Origin of the sequence: Pseudomonas furukawaii (genome assembly GCF_002355475.1) — a bacterium.
Taxonomy (GTDB): Bacteria; Pseudomonadota; Gammaproteobacteria; order Pseudomonadales; family Pseudomonadaceae; genus Metapseudomonas; species Metapseudomonas furukawaii.
Genome location: NZ_AP014862.1, coordinates 197,144 through 217,367 on the forward strand (window position 1 = coordinate 197,144; position 20,224 = coordinate 217,367).

The 20,224-nt window shown below is 64.9% G+C and carries 19 protein-coding genes; 8 read left to right on the forward strand and 11 right to left on the reverse strand.

What is annotated here, in order from left to right; all coding sequences use genetic code 11:
• Positions 1-41 precede the first annotated feature (41 nt).
• Positions 42-623, forward strand: a complete 582-nt coding sequence (locus KF707C_RS00920) for an RBBP9/YdeN family alpha/beta hydrolase (RefSeq protein ID WP_003455822.1) — start codon at positions 42-44, stop codon at positions 621-623.
• Positions 624-633: 10 nt separating this feature from the next.
• Here the strand turns inward: KF707C_RS00920 and KF707C_RS00925 are convergent, their stop codons facing one another.
• The 6 genes from KF707C_RS00925 to KF707C_RS00950 form a co-directional block, all read right to left on the reverse strand.
• Positions 634-1,008, reverse strand: a complete 375-nt coding sequence (locus tag KF707C_RS00925; protein WP_003455821.1) for a nuclear transport factor 2 family protein — start codon at positions 1,006-1,008, stop codon at positions 634-636.
• A 123-nt stretch (positions 1,009-1,131) separates the two neighbouring features.
• Positions 1,132-2,322 (reverse strand): MFS transporter, encoded by a 1,191-nt coding sequence (locus KF707C_RS00930; protein ID WP_003455819.1) that lies wholly within the window; start codon positions 2,320-2,322, stop codon positions 1,132-1,134.
• A 125-nt stretch (positions 2,323-2,447) separates the two neighbouring features.
• Positions 2,448-3,194, reverse strand: coding sequence for an L-cystine ABC transporter ATP-binding protein TcyN (gene tcyN, locus KF707C_RS00935; protein WP_003455817.1), 747 nt, complete (start codon positions 3,192-3,194; stop codon positions 2,448-2,450).
• The gene (tcyL, locus tag KF707C_RS00940) at positions 3,194-3,862 is read right to left on the reverse strand and encodes a cystine ABC transporter permease (protein WP_003455815.1); all 669 of its coding nucleotides are present in this window, start codon (positions 3,860-3,862) and stop codon (positions 3,194-3,196) included. Before tcyL ends, tcyN begins: the two co-directional genes overlap by 1 nt.
• The gene (tcyJ, locus tag KF707C_RS00945) at positions 3,859-4,656 is read right to left on the reverse strand and encodes a cystine ABC transporter substrate-binding protein (protein ID WP_003455813.1); all 798 of its coding nucleotides are present in this window, start codon (positions 4,654-4,656) and stop codon (positions 3,859-3,861) included. The genes tcyL and tcyJ overlap by 4 nt, the downstream gene beginning before the upstream one ends.
• A 107-nt stretch (positions 4,657-4,763) precedes the next feature.
• Positions 4,764-5,765 (reverse strand): D-cysteine desulfhydrase, encoded by a 1,002-nt coding sequence (locus KF707C_RS00950; protein WP_003455801.1) that lies wholly within the window; start codon positions 5,763-5,765, stop codon positions 4,764-4,766.
• A 333-nt stretch (positions 5,766-6,098) separates the two neighbouring features.
• Between KF707C_RS00950 and KF707C_RS00955 the strand changes: the two genes are divergently transcribed.
• Together KF707C_RS00955 and KF707C_RS00960 are read left to right on the forward strand one after the other, a co-directional pair.
• Complete coding sequence (locus KF707C_RS00955) at positions 6,099-7,430, forward strand: OprD family porin (protein ID WP_003455792.1); 1,332 nt, start codon at positions 6,099-6,101, stop codon at positions 7,428-7,430.
• A 166-nt stretch (positions 7,431-7,596) separates the two neighbouring features.
• Positions 7,597-7,812 carry a TOBE domain-containing protein gene (locus KF707C_RS00960; protein WP_003455791.1) on the forward strand — a complete coding sequence of 72 codons (216 nt, stop codon included), beginning with the start codon at positions 7,597-7,599 and terminating at the stop codon, positions 7,810-7,812.
• Positions 7,813-8,001: 189 nt separating this feature from the next.
• Here the strand turns inward: KF707C_RS00960 and aguA are convergent, their stop codons facing one another.
• The 5 genes from aguA to KF707C_RS00985 all read right to left on the reverse strand — a co-directional run bounded on the left by aguA (position 8,002) and on the right by KF707C_RS00985 (position 13,639).
• A complete protein-coding gene (aguA, locus tag KF707C_RS00965) occupies positions 8,002-9,108 on the reverse strand; it encodes an agmatine deiminase (RefSeq protein WP_003455790.1) in 1,107 nt (368 codons plus the stop codon).
• An 85-nt stretch (positions 9,109-9,193) separates the two neighbouring features.
• Positions 9,194-10,072, reverse strand: coding sequence for an N-carbamoylputrescine amidase (aguB, locus tag KF707C_RS00970; RefSeq protein WP_003455789.1), 879 nt, complete (start codon positions 10,070-10,072; stop codon positions 9,194-9,196).
• A 198-nt stretch (positions 10,073-10,270) separates the two neighbouring features.
• Positions 10,271-10,915, reverse strand: a complete 645-nt coding sequence (locus KF707C_RS00975) for a TetR/AcrR family transcriptional regulator (protein ID WP_003455788.1) — start codon at positions 10,913-10,915, stop codon at positions 10,271-10,273.
• Positions 10,916-11,052: 137 nt separating this feature from the next.
• Positions 11,053-12,111 (reverse strand): polyamine ABC transporter substrate-binding protein, encoded by a 1,059-nt coding sequence (locus KF707C_RS00980; protein ID WP_003455786.1) that lies wholly within the window; start codon positions 12,109-12,111, stop codon positions 11,053-11,055.
• Between the two features lie 148 nt (positions 12,112-12,259).
• Positions 12,260-13,639, reverse strand: coding sequence for a glutamine synthetase family protein (locus tag KF707C_RS00985; protein ID WP_003455784.1), 1,380 nt, complete (start codon positions 13,637-13,639; stop codon positions 12,260-12,262).
• A gap of 278 nt (positions 13,640-13,917) precedes the next feature.
• Between KF707C_RS00985 and KF707C_RS00990 the strand changes: the two genes are divergently transcribed.
• The 5 genes from KF707C_RS00990 (at position 13,918) to KF707C_RS01010 (ending at position 20,098) form a co-directional block, all read left to right on the forward strand.
• The gene (locus tag KF707C_RS00990; RefSeq protein WP_081608127.1) at positions 13,918-14,670 is read left to right on the forward strand and encodes a gamma-glutamyl-gamma-aminobutyrate hydrolase family protein; all 753 of its coding nucleotides are present in this window, start codon (positions 13,918-13,920) and stop codon (positions 14,668-14,670) included.
• 142 nt (positions 14,671-14,812) lie between these two features.
• Positions 14,813-16,171 (forward strand): glutamine synthetase family protein, encoded by a 1,359-nt coding sequence (locus KF707C_RS00995; protein WP_003455779.1) that lies wholly within the window; start codon positions 14,813-14,815, stop codon positions 16,169-16,171.
• 66 nt (positions 16,172-16,237) lie between these two features.
• Positions 16,238-17,605, forward strand: coding sequence for an aspartate aminotransferase family protein (locus tag KF707C_RS01000; RefSeq protein ID WP_085986677.1), 1,368 nt, complete (start codon positions 16,238-16,240; stop codon positions 17,603-17,605).
• A gap of 158 nt (positions 17,606-17,763) precedes the next feature.
• Complete coding sequence (locus KF707C_RS01005; RefSeq protein WP_003455777.1) at positions 17,764-18,864, forward strand: polyamine ABC transporter substrate-binding protein; 1,101 nt, start codon at positions 17,764-17,766, stop codon at positions 18,862-18,864.
• 160 nt (positions 18,865-19,024) lie between these two features.
• Entirely contained in the window at positions 19,025-20,098 is a 1,074-nt protein-coding gene (locus KF707C_RS01010) for a polyamine ABC transporter substrate-binding protein (RefSeq protein WP_036993881.1), read from the forward strand.
• The last annotated feature ends 126 nt before the right edge of the window (positions 20,099-20,224 follow it).

A 20,224-nucleotide genomic window follows, 5' to 3' on the forward strand; every position in this document is an offset into this window, starting at 1 on the left:
TAGACTCCCTTCCATCGACCGTTTCGCAAGGAGGGCTCGCCATGCGCAGCCAGGCCATTCGCTATCTCATCCTGCCGGGCTGGCAGGGCTCCCCCGCCGATCATTGGCAGAGCCATTGGGAGCGTGTCCTGCCCAATGCCCGCCGGGTCGAGCAGGCGGACTGGGACCAGCCCGACCGCGCGGCCTGGGTGACCGCGCTGGAGCATGCCATCGACGCCGAACGCACGCCGGTGATCCTCATCGCTCACAGCCTGGGTTGCGTCACTGTCGCCCACTGGGCCGGGCAGGCCGACTCCGACGTGCTGCGCCGGGTGCGCGGTGCCCTGCTGGTGGCGCCGGCGGATGTGGAGCGCGCGGGGTGCCCGGAACCGCTCACGGGGTTCGCTCCCATCCCCCGGGCGATGCTGCCGTTCCCCAGCCTGCTGGTGGGCTCGGACAACGACCACGCCGCGAGCCCGCAACGGGCCCTGGCCATGGCCAGCGACTGGGGCTCGGAGGCCGTCATCCTCGCCGGTGCCGGCCATATCAACCTGAAGTCCGGCCACCGGACCTGGGAGTCGGGATTCGTCCATCTGTACCGCCTGCAGGGGCTCGTGGAGGAGTCCGCCCGCAGGCTTGCCTGATGCGAATGCGTCAGCTGTGGCAATGGAAGAGCTTGTTGACGATGCGCCAGCGACCGTCCAGCACCATCAGCGACAGGTAGTCGGTGAAGCGCAGGCCGGCGTAGTCGTCCAGCACCTTGACCATGGCGGTCTCGTCGGTGACGTCCTGGCTGACGATCTGCCAGAAGGGTGATTGCTCCGGGGCCAGGACCGGCCCGCGATCGCGGATGGCATCGACGAAATCGTCCAGGGTCAGCCACTCGGGCAGGGCCTGGAAGCGGCCGATGATTCGGGCGTTGGGGTGGAAGGCCAGGCGCAGCAGGGATTCGTCGGCCCTGACCATGCCTTCGACATAGTCCCGGACAAGCTGTCGGATGGCGTTGTGTGCGGCATTTTCTGCGTTCATGTCGGAAGCTCCAGATGGGCTGGCGCGGCTGGCGCCGGCGTCATGATCGAAGCCTAGTTGCGGGTGCCGTGACCGTATCCGCCTTACTCGTCGGAGCCTTCCGTCCTTCTCGGGGAATCGGGATCAGTGGATCTGCCCGCTTTCCCTGAGCCGCTCTCGCGTCGCCCTCAGGCGCGGCAGGGGCAGGCAGACGAGGAGCGTCAGCGCCAGGACCCCGACACCCATCAACGGAAGGTTGGAAAGCCCCATTCCCATGCTGAGCCAGAGGCCACCGATAAAGGCGCCGCTGGCGTTGCCCAGGTTGAAGGCCGCGTGACTGAGGGTCGCGGCGAGGCTGGCCGACTCGCCCGCCTGCTCCACCAGCAGCAGTTGCAGCGGCGAGGAGATAGCGAAGCTGGCCACGCCCCAGAGGAACAGGCAGCCGAGCGCCAGTACCGGCAACTGGGCGAACAGGAACAGGCCCAGCAGGCACAGGCCGCTCACGCCGAAGGCCAGGGGCAGGGCGTAGCGGAACCCCCTGTCCGCCAGGCGGCCGCCCAGCAGGTTGCCGAGGGTGAGGCCGATGCCGAACAGCAGCAGGGCAAGGTTGGCCTGTTCCGGGCTGAAGCCGGAGATCTCCCGCAGCAGCGGGCTGATGTAGGTGAACACGCCGAACAGTGCCACCGACGACAGGCTGCAGACGAACAGCGCATGGAGCACCGGTCGCCGCAGGATGCCATCCCAGGCGCCGGCGGCATTGGGTGTCGGCCTGGGCGTGGCCGGCAGCCAGAGGGCCTGTGCCAGCAGGGTGAGGAAGCCAAGGCCGGCCACCACCATGAAGGTCACCCGCCAGCTGGTGGCCTGGCCGAGCCAGGCCCCGGCCGGCACCCCGAGCACATTGGCGATGGTCAGGCCGCTGAGTACCAGGGCCATGGCCGAGGCGCGGCGATGGGGCGGCGCCAGCTCGGCGGCCAGCAGGGTCGCGCAGCCGAAGAACCCCGCATGACTGAAGGCGGTGAACATGCGCATCGCCATCAACCACTCGTAGCTGGGCGCCAGGGCGCAGCCGAGGTTGCCCAGGGCGTAGGCGCCCATCAGCCAGAGCAGGGCCCGGCGGCGGGGCAGGCGGCCGAGCAGGGGACCCAGCAGGGGCGCGCCGATCACCACGCCCATGGCGTAGGCGCTGACCAGCAGGCCGGCGTCGGACAGGCTGACAGAGAGGTCCTGGGCCACTTCGGGGAGCAGGCCCATGATGATGAATTCGCTGCTGCCGACGACGAAGCCGCCCAGGGCCAGCGCCAGCAGGGGCAGGGAGAGGAGAGTGGAGGGATTCATCGGTGTACCGGGGGGAATTGCTGCGGCCGGCGATTCTACGCCCCTTTCCTTGCGCGAGGCTTGCCTGATCCTCCGCTCCTGGGCGCGAATGCATTCGCCCCCAGGAGGCGTCGCACCGAGGCGGGTCAGCCCTGCAGGAACTTGCTGAGGAACTGCCGGGTGCGTTCTTCCTTCGGCGCACTGAACAGCGCCTTGGCCTCGCCCTGTTCGACGATGACGCCCTTGTCGATGAAGATCGCGCGGTTGGCCACGTCGCGGGCGAAGCTCATTTCGTGGGTGACTATGACCATGGTGCGCCTCTCCTCGGCCAGGCCCCGGATGGTGGCCAGCACCTCGCCCACCAGCTCAGGGTCGAGGGCGGAGGTGGGTTCGTCGAAGAGGATCACGTCGGGCTCCATGGCCAGCGCGCGGGCGATGGCCACCCGTTGCTGCTGGCCGCCGGAGAGGCGCTTGGGGTAGGCGTCTTCCTTGCCCGCCAGGCCGACCTTGGCCAGCAGGGCGCGGGCCCGTTCGATGGCACGCTCACGGGGCTCCTTCTTCACCACCACCGGGCCTTCGATGACGTTCTCCAGGGCGGTGCGGTGCGGGAAGAGGTTGAAGCTCTGGAACACGAAGCCGACGTGCTGGCGCAGCTTCCGGATCAGCCCCTGCTGGGCCTTCAGCGGCTGGTTGGCGTCGATCTCGATCTCGCCCACGCGGATGCTGCCGCCGCTGGGTTCCTCCAGCAGGTTGAGGCAGCGCAGCAGGGTGGTCTTGCCCGAGCCGCTGGGGCCGATGATGGCCACCACTTCGCCCGGTTCGATGGTCAGGTCGATGCCCTTGAGCACCGCCTGGCCCTTGAAGGATTTGGTCAGGTTACGGACGGTGATCATCAGTTGTCCTGTTCATGGCGGTTGACCCGGGCTTCGAGGCGCGTCTGGAAGTGCGACAGCACAGTGGCCAGCACCCAGTAGATCAGCGCGGCGGCCAGGTACAGGGTGAAGATCTCGAAGGTGCGCGCGGTGATCAGCTGCGCCTGGCGGAACAGCTCCGGCACCTGGATGGTGGCGGCCAGGGCGGTGTCCTTGACCAGCGAGATGAAACTGTTGCCCAGCGGCGGCAGGGCGGTGCGCGCGGCCTGGGGGAGGATGGCGCGGACCAGCGTCTGGCTGCGGCTCATGCCGATGCTGGCGGCGGCTTCCCATTGCCCCTTGTCAATGGAGGCGATGGCGGCCCGGAGGATCTCCGAGGTGTAGGCGGCCATGTTCAGCGAGAAGCCGATCAGCGCGGCGGGCAAGGGTTCCAGCTGGATGCCCAGTTGCGGCAGGCCGTAGTAGATCATGAACAACTGGACCAGCAGCGGCGTACCGCGGAAGAAGGACACATAGACCCGCGCCAGCCAGCGCAGCGGCGTGAAGCCGTAAAGCCGCGCCAGGGCCAGGAGGAAGCCCAGCAGCAGGCCGAAGAACATGCCGCCCAGGCTCAGCACCACGGTATAGACCGCGCCCTTCAGCAGGAAGGGCGCGGAGTCCAGTGCAAGCTGCAGACTGGCTTCGATCATTGGGTCACGTCAGCCTTGAACCATTTCTCGGAGAGGGCCTTGAGGGTGCCGTCGGCCTTGAATTTGGCCAGGGCCTTGTCCAGTGCGGCGAGCAGCTCGGGGTTGCCCTTGCGCAGGGCGATGCCGGCCTCCTGGCGGGAGAAGGGCTCGCCGGCCACGGCCAGGCGGCCACCGGTCTTTTCCACCATCTCGAAGGCGGCCAGGCGGTCCACCAGGATCACGTCGATGCGGCCGACGTTGAGGTCCTGGAACTTGGTGGGGTCGTCGTCGTAGGTGCGGATGTCGGCCTGCGGGACGTTGTCCTTCAGCCACTGTTCGTAGTTGGTGCCGAGGCCCACGCCGACCTTCTTGCCGGCCAGGTCCGCGGCGCTCTTGATGTCGCCTTCGGTGCCCTTGCGCACCAGCGCCTGGATGCCGGAGACGGTGTAGGGGGTGGAGAAGTCGTACTTCTTCTTGCGCTCGTCGGAGATGGTCACCTGGTTGATCACCACATCCAGTCGCTTGGACTCCAGCGCGGCGAGGATGCCGTCCCACTTGGTGGGCTGGAACTCGGCTGTCACGCCCAGCTCCTTGGCCAGGGCCTGGGCCAGCTCCACTTCGAAGCCGGTGAGCTTGCCGCTTTCATCCTGGTAGTTGAAGGGCGGGTAGGTACCTTCCAGGCCCACCTTGATGGCGCCTTTCTGCTGGATGTCCTGCAACAGGTCGGCGGCGGAGGCGGTGCCGGCGAAGCCGATGCCGAGGGCCAATGTCAGGCTGGCGAGGAGAAATGGGCGACGCAGGGTTGCGAATGTCATGTGAGCCTCTCGGGGCGGTTGGCTGATGAGGGGGCAACTCTAAGGAGTTACTTATATCCAAAGAAATAACAAATATTTTTAATGTCGATCTTCTGGTTATAAGCGGATCAGGTATTCCCCGCAGGATGATAGGCGAAGAGGGCGGGGGAGCCACCGGTGTGCAGGAACAGCACCGGGCCGTCCCCGTCGAAGGCGCCATGCGCCGCGCCGTCCAGCAGGCCGGCGAAGGCCTTGCCGGTGTAGACCGGATCCAGCAGCAGCCCTTCCAGGCGTGCGGCGTGACCCAGGGCCTCCAGGGTGAGGGCATTGGGCTCGCCGTAGCGCGGGCCGAAATACCGGTCCCACAGCTCCACCCTGAGGCTGGCGGGTACGGGGACGCCCAGCAGTTCGGCGGTGCGTTGCAGCAGGCCTTCCACCTTGGGGCGCTGGGTGGCGTCCGGGCGCGAAACGGTGACGCCGATGACCCGGGTGCCGGGCAGGGCGTACTCCAGCGCCAGGGCCAGGCCGGCGTGGGTGCCGGCGCTGCCCGAGGCCAGGACCACGGCGGCGAAGGTCTCGCCACTGGCGCGGATCTGCTCGGCCAGCTCCAGGCCGGCGCGCACGTAGCCCAGCGCGCCGAGGGCGTTGGAGCCGCCGATGGGCACCACGTAGGGGCTGCGCCCGGCGCCACGAAGGCGTTCGGCTGTGGCGGCCAGCAATTCGTCGGCATTGTCCAGGTTGGGAACCGGCTCCACCTCGGTGCCGAACAGGTCCAGCAGCAGGCGATTGCCGTTCTCCAGGTAGTTGCGATCGGCGGTGCCGATGGGGTTTTCCAGCAGGGCGACGCAGGAAAGGCCCAGGCGCGCGGCCAGGGCGGCGGTCTGGCGGACATGGTTCGACTGGATGGCGCCGGCGGTCACCAGGGTATCGGCCCCCTGGGCCAGGGCCTCGGCGGCGAGGTACTCCAGCTTGCGTACCTTGTTGCCGCCCAGGGCGAAGGGCGTCAGGTCGTCGCGCTTCACATAGAGGTCACGGCCCAGCTGCTTCGACAGCCGTTCCAGACACTCCAGCGGCGTGGGCGAGGGGACCAGCTCCAGGCGGGTGAAACGGGCGAGGGCGTCGTTGAGCATGGCGGCGGTCCGGGTCGTTGCGAAGGCTGCCACTCTAGTGAGGCGGGCCTTGGCAGGCAATTCATGGAAGCGACATCGACATGCCGGGCGATGAGGTTCAGCGGCAGGTGAGAGCGGTAGACTGCTTATTCACTATGGATATTTAAAAATAATTAATAATTCTTTTTGGGAATTAGAAGCGTTGTTTACAGTGCGGGCATTCGACAGCGGACCACCGCATCGCCTTCGTTCCGGAGCCCCGACCAAGAGGGTTCCAGGCCACCGCGATGCAGGTTCCTCGCTGGGCTCCGGGCGATCTCCCCATTCCAAGAGACCGCACTGGAGCACTTCAGCATGAACAGATCGTCACTTTCCCTGGCCGTCGCCCTGGCCTCTCTGGCCCAGCACGCCGCCGCCGGCGGCTTCATCGAGGACAGCAAGGCCAGCCTGAGCCTGCGCAATTTCTACATCAACCAGGACAACCGCGAGGGCGCTGCCCTGCCGTCCAGGCAGGAAGAGTGGGGCCAGGGCTTCCTGCTCAACTACAGCTCCGGCTACACCGAAGGCACCGTCGGCGTGGGCGTCGACGCCCTGGGCCTCCTGGGCGTGAAGCTCGACTCCGGGAAGGGCCGCCACTACAACCCCACCAGCGCCGGCTACGGCGGCACGGTGTTTCCCTCCGACAACGATGGCCGTGCCAAGGACGACTTCAGCAGCCTGGGCCTGACCGGCAAGGTGCGTATTTCCAGGACCGAGGCCCGCATCGGCACGCTGCAGCCGAAGCTGCCGGTGGTGACCTTCAACGACGGTCGGCTGTTGCCGCAGACCTTCGAGGGTGGCCAGGTCACCTCCAGCGAGATCGACGGCCTGACCCTGGTGGGCGGCCAGCTGGAGCATGCCAAGGGGCGCAACTCCAGCGATGCCCGTGGCCTGTCCATCGGCGGCGCCAACAATGCGCGCACCGGCCAGTTCGTCAACACCTTCTACTTCGCCGGTGGCGACTACAAGGTCCGCGACAACCTGCTGGCGCAGTACTACTACGGCAACCTGGAAGACTTCTACACCCAGCACTTCGTTGGCCTGACCCACAACTGGGCGTTGCCGGTGGGCGCGCTGAAGTCCGACCTGCGCTACTTCCACAGCGACTCCGACGGCAAGAACGCAAGCGTCGCCGGCCGTGCCGAGGGTTTCCGCAGCAGCGGCAACTGGGCGGCCAGCGACCCGGACCGCTACGAGGTGGACAACCGCACCTGGAGCGCCCTGTTCACCTACAGCCTGGGCGGCCACGCGGCGAGCCTGGGCTACCAGCAGGTGTCCGGCGACAGCGCCTTCCCCTTCCTGAATCAGGGCGATGGGGCCACCGCCTACCTGATCACCGACCGCCAGATCGGCAAGTTCCTTAGCGCGGGTGAGCGCACCTGGGTGGCGGAATACGGCCATGACTTCGCCTCGCTGGGTGTGCCTGGGCTGAGGGCGGTGGCGACTTACCTGAAGGGCTCCAACATCGAGACCCAGGGCGGCGACCAGGGCGAATGGGAGCGGGACTTCCGCCTCGACTACGTGCTGCAGGACGGCCCGCTGAAGGGGCTCGGCCTGTCCTGGCGCAACGCCGCCCTGCGCAGCGATGCGGCGCGCGACCAGGACGAGAACCGCCTGATCCTCAGCTACACCCTGACGCTGCTGTAAGCGGCGGGGGAGCAGGGGGCGCACCCTTCCATGGCCGTGCGGCCCTACCTGCGCCTGAGCCCGCAGCCCAACCGCCGATTCAGCAGCCCGGACCCGCTTCGCCCCTGCCCACGCAGCTGCGTCGGTTCCTCCGGGCCTTCAATCCCGATCACAGGAAGGTATCGCCATGACCATCAAGGCCATCAACGTCCGCAATCAGTTCAAAGGCACCATCAAGGAAATCATCGAAGGCCCGGTACTGTCGGAAATCGATGTACAGACCGCCGCCGGCATCGTCACCTCGGTGATCACCACGCGCTCCGTACGCGAGCTGGAGCTGGGCATCGGCTCCGAGGTGATCGCCTTCGTGAAGTCCACCGAGGTGTCCATCGCCAAGCTGTGATGCATCCCGGGATGAAGAGCCCCGCTCATGCGCGAAATGCTGTTCACGTCAGTCGCTGGGGATTCAATCGCCGATGCAGGAGCGATCACGCAGAATCAAAAAACGCCGCTTTCCTGCTGAAGGAAAGACGGCGTTTTTTTATGTGAACAGCACCACCGCATTGCGGGGCTTCGTTCATCCAGGCTCGGCTCAGCGCTTTTGCGGCGCCGGCTGCTGCTGGGTGATGCAGTGGATGTTGCCGCCGCCCAGGAGTATCTCGCGGCCCGGCACCATCACCACCTCGTGCTGCGGGAAGACGCGCTTGAGGATGGCTTCGGCCTCGGCGTCCTTCGGGTCGTCGAATTTCGGCGCGACGATGCCGCCGTTGACGATGAGGAAGTTCACGTAGGAGCCGGCCAGGCGGATCGAGGGATCACGTTCCTGGGTGCCTTCCACCAGGTCCACGCCGGCGCATTCTTCGTCGGTGGCATAGAGGGGACCCGGGATCGGCATCTTGTGCACCACCAGTTGGCGACCCTTGGCGTCACGCGCGTGTTCCAGCACCTTCATGGCGGCCTGGCAGCGGGGGAAGTTCGGGTCCTGCGGGTCGTCGGTCCAGGCCAGGAGCACTTCGCCCGGGCGCACGTAGCAGCAGAAGTTGTCCACATGGCCGTCGGTCTCGTCGTTGTAGAGGCCGTCCGGCAACCAGATCACGGTGTCGATCGCCAGCTGCTCGCGGAGCACCGCCTCGATCTGCTCGCGGGTCAGGTGCGGGTTGCGGTTGCGGTTGAGCAGGCACTCCTCGGTGGTGATCAGGGTGCCTTCGCCATCCACGTGGATGGAGCCGCCTTCCAGTACGAAGCCGTTGGTGCGGTAGCGCTTGCAGCCTTCGATCTCGAGGATCTTGCGGGCCACCTGGTCGTCGCGGTTCCAGGGAAAGTAGAGGCCGCCGTCGAAGCCGCCCCAGGCGTTGAAGGTCCAGTCCACGCCGCGGACTTCGCCCTGGTCGTTGATCACGAAGGTGGGGCCGGTGTCGCGGACCCAGGCGTCATCGTTGGAGATTTCCACCACGCGGATATTGGGCTCGTCCAGGCGCGCCCGGGCGTTTTCGTACTGGCCTGCGGAGACGCAGACGGTCACCGGCTCGAAACGTGCGATGGCCTTGGCCACGGCGGTGAAGGCGGCCTGCGCCGGCTTGCCGCCCAGACGCCAGTTGTCCGACCGCTCGGGCCAGACCATCCAGGTGCGGGTATGGGGTTCCCACTCGGCGGGCATGCGGAAGCCGTCGTCGCGGGGGAGGCTGTTCAGCGTATTCATCGACATTTCACCATCTGAAATAGAGCAGGGGCCAACCCGCTGGCGAACAGTGCATCGCCATCGGGCCGGCCCCTGGATTCGGGTATCAGGACTCGAGGGAGCCGTCCAGGGTCTTGATCGGGGAGTATAGGTTCGGGCGACGGTCGCGGAACACGCCCCAGGCGCTGCGGGTGTGTTCCAGTTTGTCCAGGTCGAAGCTGTGGACCAGGATGCCTTCCTCGGTTTCGTTCAGCTCGGCGACCTTCTTGCCGAACGGGTCGGCGATGAAAGAGGAACCGTAGAAGGTGATGTCGTAGCCGTCCTGCTCTTCGCGACCGATGCGGTTGGACGCCACCAGGGGCATCAGGTTGGCGCCGGCATGGCCCTGCTGCACGCGTTGCCAGTGGTCGCGGGAGCTGATGCTGGGGTCGTGCGGCTCGCTGCCGATGGCGGTGGGGTAGAAGAGGATCTCGGCACCCAGCAGGGCCATGCTGCGGGCGGCTTCCGGGAACCACTGGTCCCAGCAGATGCCCACGCCGATCTTCGCGTAGCGGGTGTTCCAGACCTTGAAGCCGGTGTCGCCCGGGTTGAAGTAGTACTTCTCGTGGTAGCCGGGGCCGTCCGGGATGTGGCTCTTGCGGTAGACGCCCAGGTTGGAGCCGTCGGCATCGATGATGGCGATGCTGTTGAAGCGGGCTCGGCCGGCCTGTTCGAAGTAGCTGATGGGCAGGACCACCTGGAGTTCGGCAGCGACCTTCTGGAAGTGCGCGATGGCGGCGTTGGTCTCGGTGGGGGTGGCCAGTTGCAGGTAGTCGGGGTTGGGCTTCTGGCAGAAGTAGGGGGTCTCGAACAGTTCCTGGATCAGGATGATCTGGGCGCCTTCCGCGGCGGCCTGGCGAACCAGTTTCTCGGCGTTGGCGATATTGGCGGCGCGATCCCAGGAACAGGCCATCTGGGTGGCGGCGACGGTAACGATGCGGGACATGAAGACACCTCGTCAGTACGAATCAGGACCCGTTGCCCGATAACTATCGGCAAAGGGGACATTTCCGTGCCGGCGGGGTGTGGACCGCCGTGCGGATGTCAGCTTTATATCCGATAAAAATCCGTATTTGAAGCGTGATTTTTCTATCGAGGTTGAATTCTCGATTAATTTGCCGATAAATATCGGCTTGTTCTGACGTCAGTCGGCCAGAGGTTGCAGTCGTTTCGGCAGGTAGGGCGGCAGGTAGAGGCCGAGGTAGGCGTCGAACACGCGCATGCCTTCCTCGGCCAGGCGCGGGGTGATCTCGCCGTGCAGTTGCACGGAGCGGGCGTAGACCCGGTCGCCCAGTTCCATGGCTAGGGCGAACACATCCACATCCGTGGGCAACGCCGGCAGCTCGAAGTGACGGTCGAAGAGGGCGTGCATCAGCCGGCCGAGTTCGATGTCGTGCTGGCGGTCGGCCTGGGTCACTTCGGTGAGCCCGTGCTGGGCGAGGATCAACTGGCGGGCGGCGGCGTCGCCACCGTAGATGGACAGCATGCGTTCTTCGACGATCCGCGAGAGGTCGCGCCAGTGTTGCAGGCTGTCGTGACCGATGGGCTCCAGCAGGCAGGCGCGGAAGGCCCCGTGGATATCGGTGGTCAGCGCTTCGAGGATGGCCGGGACGCTGGCGAAGAAGTGGTAGACGGAGGAGGGCGGCATCTCCGCTCGTTCGGCCACGCTGTAGATCGACAGGTTGGCCACGCCCTGTTCGGCCAGCAGGGCGCGGGCGGCATCGAGGATTCCAGCGATGCGCAGCTGGCTGCTGGCGCGCGGTTTGCGGGCGGTGGCGGGACGCGGCATGGGGGGCTCCTTTCCGTAGAGCCGCTATTGGAATCCAGGCGGTGCTCCAGGGGCAAGCGCGTCGCGCGGCGAGGGCGGCCGAACCATCGGTGGGGTACGCCGCGCGTTCCCGGGCGCGGCGCGTGGTGCCCGGTGGGTTACTGGCCGTCGCGGAAGGCGGTCCAGACCTCGTCACGGGTAGCGCCGAGCTTCTCCGGCATGGGCTCGACCGGGAACAGGCGGCGCTTGGTGTCCTTGTCCGGGTAGAGGCCCGGCTGGTCGCGCAGGCCGGGGGCGAGGAACTGGCGGGCGTCGGCGTTGGCACTTGGGTAGAGCGTCTCGCTGGTGACCTTGGCCGCCACCTCGGGTCGCAGCATGAAGTCGATGAAGCGATGGGCGAGGTCGGCCCGATTGGCTTTCCGGGGGATGGCCAGGTTGTCGATGAACAGGACCGAGCCCTCGTCCGGAACCATGAAGGTGACCGGCTGGCCTGCCGCAGCGGCATTGAGGGCGTCACCGACCCAGGCCATGGCCACGCAGAGTTTGCCGGCGTTCAGATCGTCGATGTAGCGCTCGCTATCCACGTAGCGCAGGTGCGGACGCAGGGCGGTCAGGGTTTCGGCGCTGCGCTTGAGGCGGCTGGGAGCGCTGCGGGCGAGGTTGCGGCCCTGGTAGTTGAGCAGCACGGAAAGGGTTTCATCGGGGGCGTCCAGCAGGCTCATGCCGCACTGGCCGAGGCGGGCGCTTTGTTGTGCGTCGAACAGGAGGCTCCAGCTCTGGGGCAGCGGTCCGCCAAAGGCCTGCTCCGCCTGGGGCTTGTTCACCGCCAGGCCCACGGCGCCCCAGAGGTAGGGCACTGCGTGGCGGTTCTGCGGGTCCATGGCCGCCAGCTTGCTCAGCAGTTGCTTGTCCAGGTGCTGGCGGTTGGGCAGCCGGCTGAAGTCCAGTGGCTGGAGGGTTCCGGCCTTTATCAGGCGCGGCAGGTCGTTGTGGGAGGGCACCGCGACGTCGATGGGGGCGTCGCTGCTCAACGCCAGTTCCAGTTCCTCGGCGCTGGCGAAGGTGTGGTACTCGACCCGGATGCCGGTTTCCTCCTGGAAGGTCTCCAGCACCTCGGGGGCGATGTAGTCGTTCCAGTTGTAGACCCGGATCAGGTCTTCGGCCTGGGCCAGCGTGGGGAGCAATGCAAGCAACAGCGGGGCGAGCGAGCGGGGCATGACGTCCTCCCTGGTAGAGCATGCGGTGGCGGATTGTGGTCGTTACGGGTGCAGCGTGGCCCGGCGGGCCATGAAGGGCCGCCGTAGCGCAAATCATCTGGGGGCAGATACGACAACGCCGGCCCGGGGGCCGGCGTTGCTGACTCGCTTACACGGTATGCAGGTACCAGTTGTACTCAAGGTCGGAGATGGAGTGTTCGAACTCCTCCAGCTCGCTTTCCTTGCACGCGACGAAGATGTCGATGTACTCGGGGCTGATATACCGGGCCAGGACTTCGCTGTCGTCCAGCTCCCGCAGGGCATCCCGCAGGTTGTTCGGCAGGCTCTGCTCCAGTTGCTCGTACGAGTTGCCTTCGATGGGCGCGCCGGGCTCGATCTTGTTGGTCAGGCCATGGTGAATGCCGGCCAGGATCGCCGACATCATCAGGTAGGGGTTGGCGTCGGCGCCGGCCACGCGGTGTTCGATGCGCACGGCATCCGCGCTGCCGGTGGGGACGCGGACCGCCACGGTGCGGTTGTCCAGGCCCCAGCTCGGTGCGTTCGGCACGTAGAACTGCGCGCCGAAACGGCGGTAGGAGTTCACGTTCGGGCACAGGAAGCCCATGGAGGCGGGCATGGTCTCGAGCACACCGCCGACCGCATGACGCAGGGCGGCGTTCTGCTCGGGATCATCGGCGGCGAAGATATTCTTGCCGGTCTTCTTGTCCACCAGCGAGATGTGCACGTGCAGGCCGTTGCCCGCCTGGCCCGGATAGGGCTTGGCCATGAAGGTGGTGTCCATTTCATGGTCGTAGGCGATGTTCTTGATCAGTCGCTTGAGCAGCACGGCGTAGTCGCAGGCCTTGAGGGCGTCGTCCACGTGGTGGAGGTTGACCTCGAACTGCGCGGGGGCGCTTTCCTTGACGATGGCGTCGGCCGGAATGCCCTGGACCTTGGCACCTTCGAGGATGTCCTGCAGACAGTCGGCGTATTCGTCCAGGTCGTCGATCAGGTAGACCTGGGTGGACTGCGGACGCTTGCCCGAAATCGGCGAGCGTGGCGGTTGCGGACGGCCGTTGATGTTCTCCTGGTCGATCAGATAGAACTCCAGCTCGAACGCGGCACAGATGGTCAGGCCCAGCGCGTCGAACTTCTCGACGACACGGCGCAGGACTTCGCGCGGGTCGGCGAAGAAGGGTTCGCCTTCCATTTCGTGCATGGTCATCAACAGCTGCGCGGTGGGGCGCTTCTGCCAGGGTTCGTCGCTGAGGGTGCCTGGAATGGGATAGCAGATGCGGTCGGCGTCGCCGATGTCCAGGCCGAGGCCGGTGCTTTCTACTGTGGAACCGTTGATATCGAGGGCGAAGATGGACGCGGGAAGGTTGATGCCTTTCTCGTAGACCTTGGTGAGGCTGGCGCGCTCGATACGCTTGCCTCGCACCACACCATTCATATCCGCAATCAACAGGTCGACGAACTGGACCTCAGGATGCTCCTTAAGGAACTCGTTCGCTTCTTGAAGCTGAACGGCACGCGGGGGTACCGACATGATGCAACACCTTTTTTGTTAAAAATATCAATCACGCTCTCTATAAGGTGTGAGTCAATCCGAATCACCCCTTGATGTCAAGCGGGCCTCATTTTGCCCTAAAAACGGGCTCGATGGCCAGTTTTGGGGCGTTTCAGGGCATTAATACTTCTCTGGAGAGCAGGCCGGGTGCGGTGCTCAGTGGGCCGTGTTCAATTTTTTACAGCCCTATTGTGTAAAAAAATGAACAAGGCTAAGCTCGGTCGCAACCCATAACAGACAAATAAAACGGGTGTCTCATGGCTCGCCTGCCGTTGATCGGCGTCTCCGCTTGCACCAGAGAAATGGGTCCACAGACCTATCATATAGCTGGTGACAAGTATCTTCGCGCGGTGGCGCTCGGTGCCGGCGGTATTCCGCTGGTGATTCCAGCCCTTGGTGATCTGTTGGATCAGGAAACGCTGCTGGCCAGCCTGGATGGTCTGCTGTTCACCGGATCGCCGTCCAACGTTGAGCCCCACCATTATCAGGGGCCCGCGTCCGCCGCAGGCACCCGACACGATCCCGCCCGGGATCGCACTACCCTGCCTCTGGTCCGTGCGGCCATCGCCGCCGGAATTCCCGTTCTCGGCATCTGCCGTGGTTTTCAGGAAATGAACGTGGCCTTTGGCGGAACCCTGCACCAGCGCGTGCATGAAACAGCAGGGTACATGGATCACCGCGAGCCGGCCGACGAGCCTCTCGAGGTTCAGTATGCACCGCGCCACCCTGTTCGGGTACAGGCGGGCGGAATCCTGGACGGCATCGGTTTGCCGTCCGAAATCCAAGTCAATTCCATTCATGGCCAGGGCGTTGAACGTCTGGCGCCCGGCCTGCATGTAGAGGCACTGGCGCCAGATGGGTTGGTCGAGGCCTTTTCGGTCGAAGGCGCCAGGAGCTTTGCCCTGGGGGTGCAATGGCACCCCGAGTGGCAAGTGCTGACCAACCCGAACTATCTCGCCATCTTCCAGGCCTTTGGTGAGGCTTGCAGGAAGACGGCGGGGCAACGCTGAGCGGGAGAAACCTTCAGGAAACCGGCGAAGTTGCCGTGTCGCGCAGTTCGGACTGTACTTTCCGCGGCCGGCCGTCTCCACGGGCGTGCTCGGCACGAACCTGAAGCAGCCTCCTAGTGAAGCTCTCAACCCTGAGGTCGTTATGACTACCAAGCTCGACCAGCTGACCAGCTGGCTGAAAGAACGCAAAATCACCGAAGTTGAATGCTTGATCAGTGATCTTACCGGCATCGCGCGCGGCAAGATCTCGCCGACCAACAAGTTCCTCGACGAGAAGGGCATGCGCCTCCCCGAGAGCGTGCTGCTGCAGACCGTCACCGGCGACTATGTTGAAGACGACATCTATTACGACCTGCTCGATCCGGCGGACATCGACATGTTCTGCCGCCCGGACGAGAAGGCCGTTTTCCTGGTGCCCTGGGCCATCGAGCCCACCGCCATGGTGATCCACGACACCTTCGACAAGCAGGGCAACCCCATCGAGCTGTCGCCCCGCAACCTCCTGAAGAAGGTGCTCAAGCTTTACGCCGACAAGGGCTGGAAGCCCATCGTGGCGCCGGAGATGGAGTTCTACCTGACCAAGCGCTGCGACGACCCGGACTTCCCCCTGCAGGCCCCGCTGGGGCGCTCGGGCCGGCCGGAAACCGGTCGCCAGTCCTTCTCCATCGACGCGGCGAACGAGTTCGATCCGCTGTTCGAGGACATGTACGACTGGTGCGAGATGCAGGACCTGGACCTGGACACCCTGATCCATGAGGAAGGTCCGGCGCAGATGGAAATCAACTTCCGTCACGGCGATGCCCTCGATCTGGCCGACCAGATCCTGGTGTTCAAGCGCACCATGCGCGAGGCGGCGCTCAAGCACAACGTGGCCGCCACCTTCATGGCCAAGCCGATCACCGACGAACCGGGCAGCGCCATGCACCTGCACCAGAGCGTGGTGGACATCAAGACCGGGATGAACATCTTCTCCAACGACGATGGCTCCATGAGCGAGCTGTTCCTCCACCACATCGGCGGCCTGCAGAAGTACATCCCCGAGGTGCTGCCGCTGTTCGCGCCCAACGTGAACTCCTTCCGCCGCTTCCTGCCGGATACCTCCGCGCCGGTGAACGTGGAGTGGGGCGAGGAGAACCGCACCGTGGGCCTGCGCGTACCGGATGCCGGCCCGCAGAACCGTCGTGTGGAGAACCGCCTGGCCGGTGCCGACGCCAACCCCTACCTGGCCATCGCCGCCAGCCTGCTGTGCGGCTACATCGGCATGGTGGAGGGCGTGAACCCCAGTGCGCCGGTGAAGGGGCGCGGCTACGAACGTCGCAACCTGCGCCTTCCGCTGACCCTGGAAGCCGCCCTGGAGCGCATGGAGTCCTGCCGCGACATCGAGAAGTACCTGAGCAGCAAGTTCGTCCAGGCCTATGTGGCGGTCAAGCGCGCCGAGCATGAGAACTTCAAGCGGGTGATCAGCTCCTGGGAGCGGGAGTTCCTGCTGCTCTCCGTCTGATCCACAACGGGAGCCGGCCCCCGTGGCCGGCCCTCCAGAGATGTGTTTACCGAGGTAAGTAAGTAGATGAATAGCCAAGTGACCAACCCCCAGACCCTTGAATGGCAAGCGCTCGGTCGTCAGCACCACCTGCCGCCGTTCACCGACTACAAGGCGCTGAACGCCAAGGGTGCGCGGATCATCACCAAGGCCGAAGGCGTGTACATCTGGGACAGCGAAGGCAACAAGATCCTCGATGGCATGGCCGGCCTGTGGTGCGTCAACGTCGGCTACGGCCGTGAGGAACTGGTCCAGGCGGCAACCCGACAGATGCGCGAGCTGCCCTTCTACAACCTGTTCTTCCAGACCGCGCACCCGCCGGCGGTGGAATTGGCCAAGGCCATTGCCGAGATCGCCCCGGAAGGCATGAACCATGTGTTCTTCACCGGCTCCGGCTCGGAGGCCAACGACACTGTGCTGCGCATGGTCCGCCACTACTGGGCGACCAAGGGCCAGCCGCAGAAGAAAGTCGTCATCGGCCGCTGGAACGGCTATCACGGCTCCACCGTCGCCGGCGTGAGCCTGGGCGGGATGAAGGCGCTGCACGAACAGGGCGACCTGCCGATCCCCGGCATCGAGCACATCGCCCAGCCCTACTGGTTCGGCGAGGGCGGCGACATGTCCCCGGCGGACTTCGGCGTCTGGGCCGCCGAGCAGCTGGAGAAGAAGATCCTCGAAGTGGGCGAGGACAAGGTGGCGGCCTTCATCGCCGAGCCCATCCAGGGCGCGGGCGGCGTCATCGTTCCGCCGGAAACCTACTGGCCGAAGATCCGCGAGATCCTTGCCCGGTACGACATCCTCTTCATCGCCGACGAAGTGATCTGCGGCTTCGGTCGCACCGGCGAATGGTTTGGCAGCCAGTACTACGGCAACGCCCCCGACCTGATGCCCATCGCCAAGGGCCTGACATCCGGCTACGTCCCCATGGGCGGCGTAATCGTCCGTGACGAGATCGTCGATACCCTGAATGAGGGGGGCGAGTTCTACCACGGCTTCACCTACTCTGGTCATCCGGTGGCCGCCGCCGTGGCCCTGGAAAACATCCGCATCCTGCGGGAGGAAAAGATCGTCGAGAAGGTCAAGGCCGAAACGGCACCCTATTTGCAACAACGCTGGCAGGAGCTGGCTGACCATCCGTTGGTTGGCGAGGCGCGCGGGGTCGGTCTGGTGGCCGCACTCGAGCTGGTCAAGAACAAGCAGACCCGCGAGCGTTTCGCCGGCGGTATCGGGATGCTGTGCCGTGAGCACTGCTTCCGCAACGGCCTGATCATGCGGGCGGTGGGTGACACCATGATCATTTCGCCGCCGTTGGTTATCAGCAAGGATGAGGTCGATGAATTGGTGACCAAGGCACGCAAGTGCCTGGACCTCACCCTGGCGGAAGTCAAAGGCTAAGAAAAAGTGGGCTGGATAGTGGCGATTCGAGATGCCGCCTGTTGTATCCAGCCCCTCTACCTTGCCAGACTTCGCCGGTGCGTTGGCCAGGCTCACCGAGTGGTGACGTATTCGGTACGACGCCACTCGGACACTTCAACAACAATGGAGCTACCCGCATGATCAAAACCTTCGGCAAGACCCTGCTCGCCATGACCCTGGCCGGTGCCGTGGCCGGCATGGCCCAGGCTGACGACAAGGTGCTGCACGTCTACAACTGGTCGGACTACATCGCCCCCGATACCGTCGAGAAGTTCACCAAGGAGACCGGTATCAAGGTCGTGTACGACGTCTTCGACTCGAACGAGACCCTGGAAGCCAAGCTCCTGGCCGGCAAGTCCGGTTACGACATCGTGGTGCCGTCCAACAACTTCCTGGCCAAGCAGATCAAGGCCAAGGTCTACCAGCCCCTGGACAAGTCCAAGCTGCCGAACTGGAAGAACCTGGACCCCAACCTGCTGAAGACCGTCGAGGTCTCCGACCCGGGCAACCAGTACGCCTTCCCCTACATGTGGGGTTCCATCGGCATCGGCTACAACCCGGACAAGGTCAAGGCCGTCCTGGGTGACAACGCCCCGGTGGATTCCTGGGACCTGCTGTTCAAGCCCGAGAACATCGAGAAGCTGAAATCCTGCGGCGTGTCCTTCCTGGACTCCCCGACCGAGATCCTGCCGATCGCCCTGCACTACCTGGGCTACAGCCCGGTGAGCCAGGACCCGAAGGAACTGAAGGAAGCCGAAGCGCTGTTCCTGAAGATTCGTCCGCACATCACCTACTTCCACTCTTCCAAGTACATCTCCGACCTGGCCAACGGCAACCTCTGCGTGGCCGTGGGCTACTCGGGTGACGTGTACCAGGCCAAGTCCCGCGCCGATGAGGCCAAGGCTGGCGTGAACGTGGCCTACAACATTCCGAAAGAGGGTGCCGGTACCTTCTTCGACATGGTCGCCATCCCGGCCGATGCCGCCAATCCGGATGCCGCCCACGCGTTCATGAACTTCCTCATGAAGCCGGACGTCATGGCCGAGATCACCAACTTCGTACAGTTCCCCAACGGCAACGCTGCCGCCACCGAACTGGTCGACGAGGCGATCCGCAAGGACCCGGGCATCTACCCGAGCCAGGAAACCATGGCCAAGCTCTACGCTTTCCCTGACCTGCCGGCCAAGGTGCAGCGCGCGATGACCCGCGCCTGGACCACCATCAAGTCGGGCAAGTAAGCACGGTATCCGAGCCCGGCGGGAATGGTCCCGCCGGTGCCCGGACCGCGACGCTGAGTTCCGCGAGTTCTAACGTCCGGGTTGCAGGAGAACCCCGGGCTCAATCCGGCCGCGCCGGAAACAACAAGAGGACGAACCTGTGCACTTCCCCATCCGCAAGATGATGATCACCGCCGCCGCGACCCTGACCCTGGTATCCCAGGCCCAGGCGGAGCAGACGGTCCATATCTACAACTGGTCGGACTACATCGGCGAGACGACCCTGGCGGATTTCCAGAAGGAAACCGGCATCAAGCCGGTGTATGACGTCTTCGACTCCAATGAAACCCTGGAAGGCAAACTGCTCGCGGGCCGCACCGGCTACGACCTGGTGGTGCCGTCCAACCACTTCCTCGGCAAGCAGATCAAGGCCGGTGCCTTCCAGAAGCTGGATCGCAGCCAGTTGCCGAACTGGGAGAACCTGGACCCGAAGTTGCTCAAGCAACTGGAGCGCAACGACGCGGGCAACCAGTACGCCGTTCCCTACCTCTGGGGCACCAACGGCATCGGCTACAACGTGGAGAAGGTCAAGGCCGCGCTCGGCGTCGACCACATCGACTCCTGGGCCGCGATCTTCGAGCCCGAGAACATGAAGAAGCTCAGCCAGTGCGGCGTGGCCTTCCTCGATTCGGCGGACGAAATGATTCCCGCCGTGCTCAATTACATGGGCCTGGACCCCAACAGCACCAACCCGGACGACTACAAGAAGGCCGAAGCGAAGCTGATGGCGGTTCGCCCCTACGTCACCTACTTCCACTCTTCCAAGTACATCGGCGACCTGGCCAACGGCGACATCTGCGTCGCGGCAGGCTTCTCCGGTGACATCTTCCAGGCCGCCTCCCGCGCCGAGGAAGCCGGGAAGGGCATCGAGATCGCCTATGCGATCCCGAAAGAGGGCGGCAACCTCTGGTTCGACATGCTGGCGGTCCCGGCGGACGCCGCCAATGCGAAAGAGGCCCATGCCTTCATCAACTACCTGCTGAAGCCCGAGGTGATCGCCAAGGTGAGCGACTACGTGGGCTACGCGAACCCCAACCTCAAGGCTGGGGAGTTCATGGATCAGGAAGTACGCACCGACGAGTCCGTCTACCCGCCACAAGCGGTGCTGGACAAGCTCTACGTCTCGGCGGAGCTGCCGCCGAAAGTCCAGCGGCTGATGACCCGCAGCTGGACCAAGATCAAGTCGGGCAAGTGATAACCGGCCGGTCGGGCGCGTGGTGTGGCGTGCCCGCCGGTCCAACCAGGCCTAGCCAGGCAGGATGCCCGGCGTGCGCCCATGCGGTATAAACGCGCCCGGCCGCGGTGGTCGGGTCGCAAAATT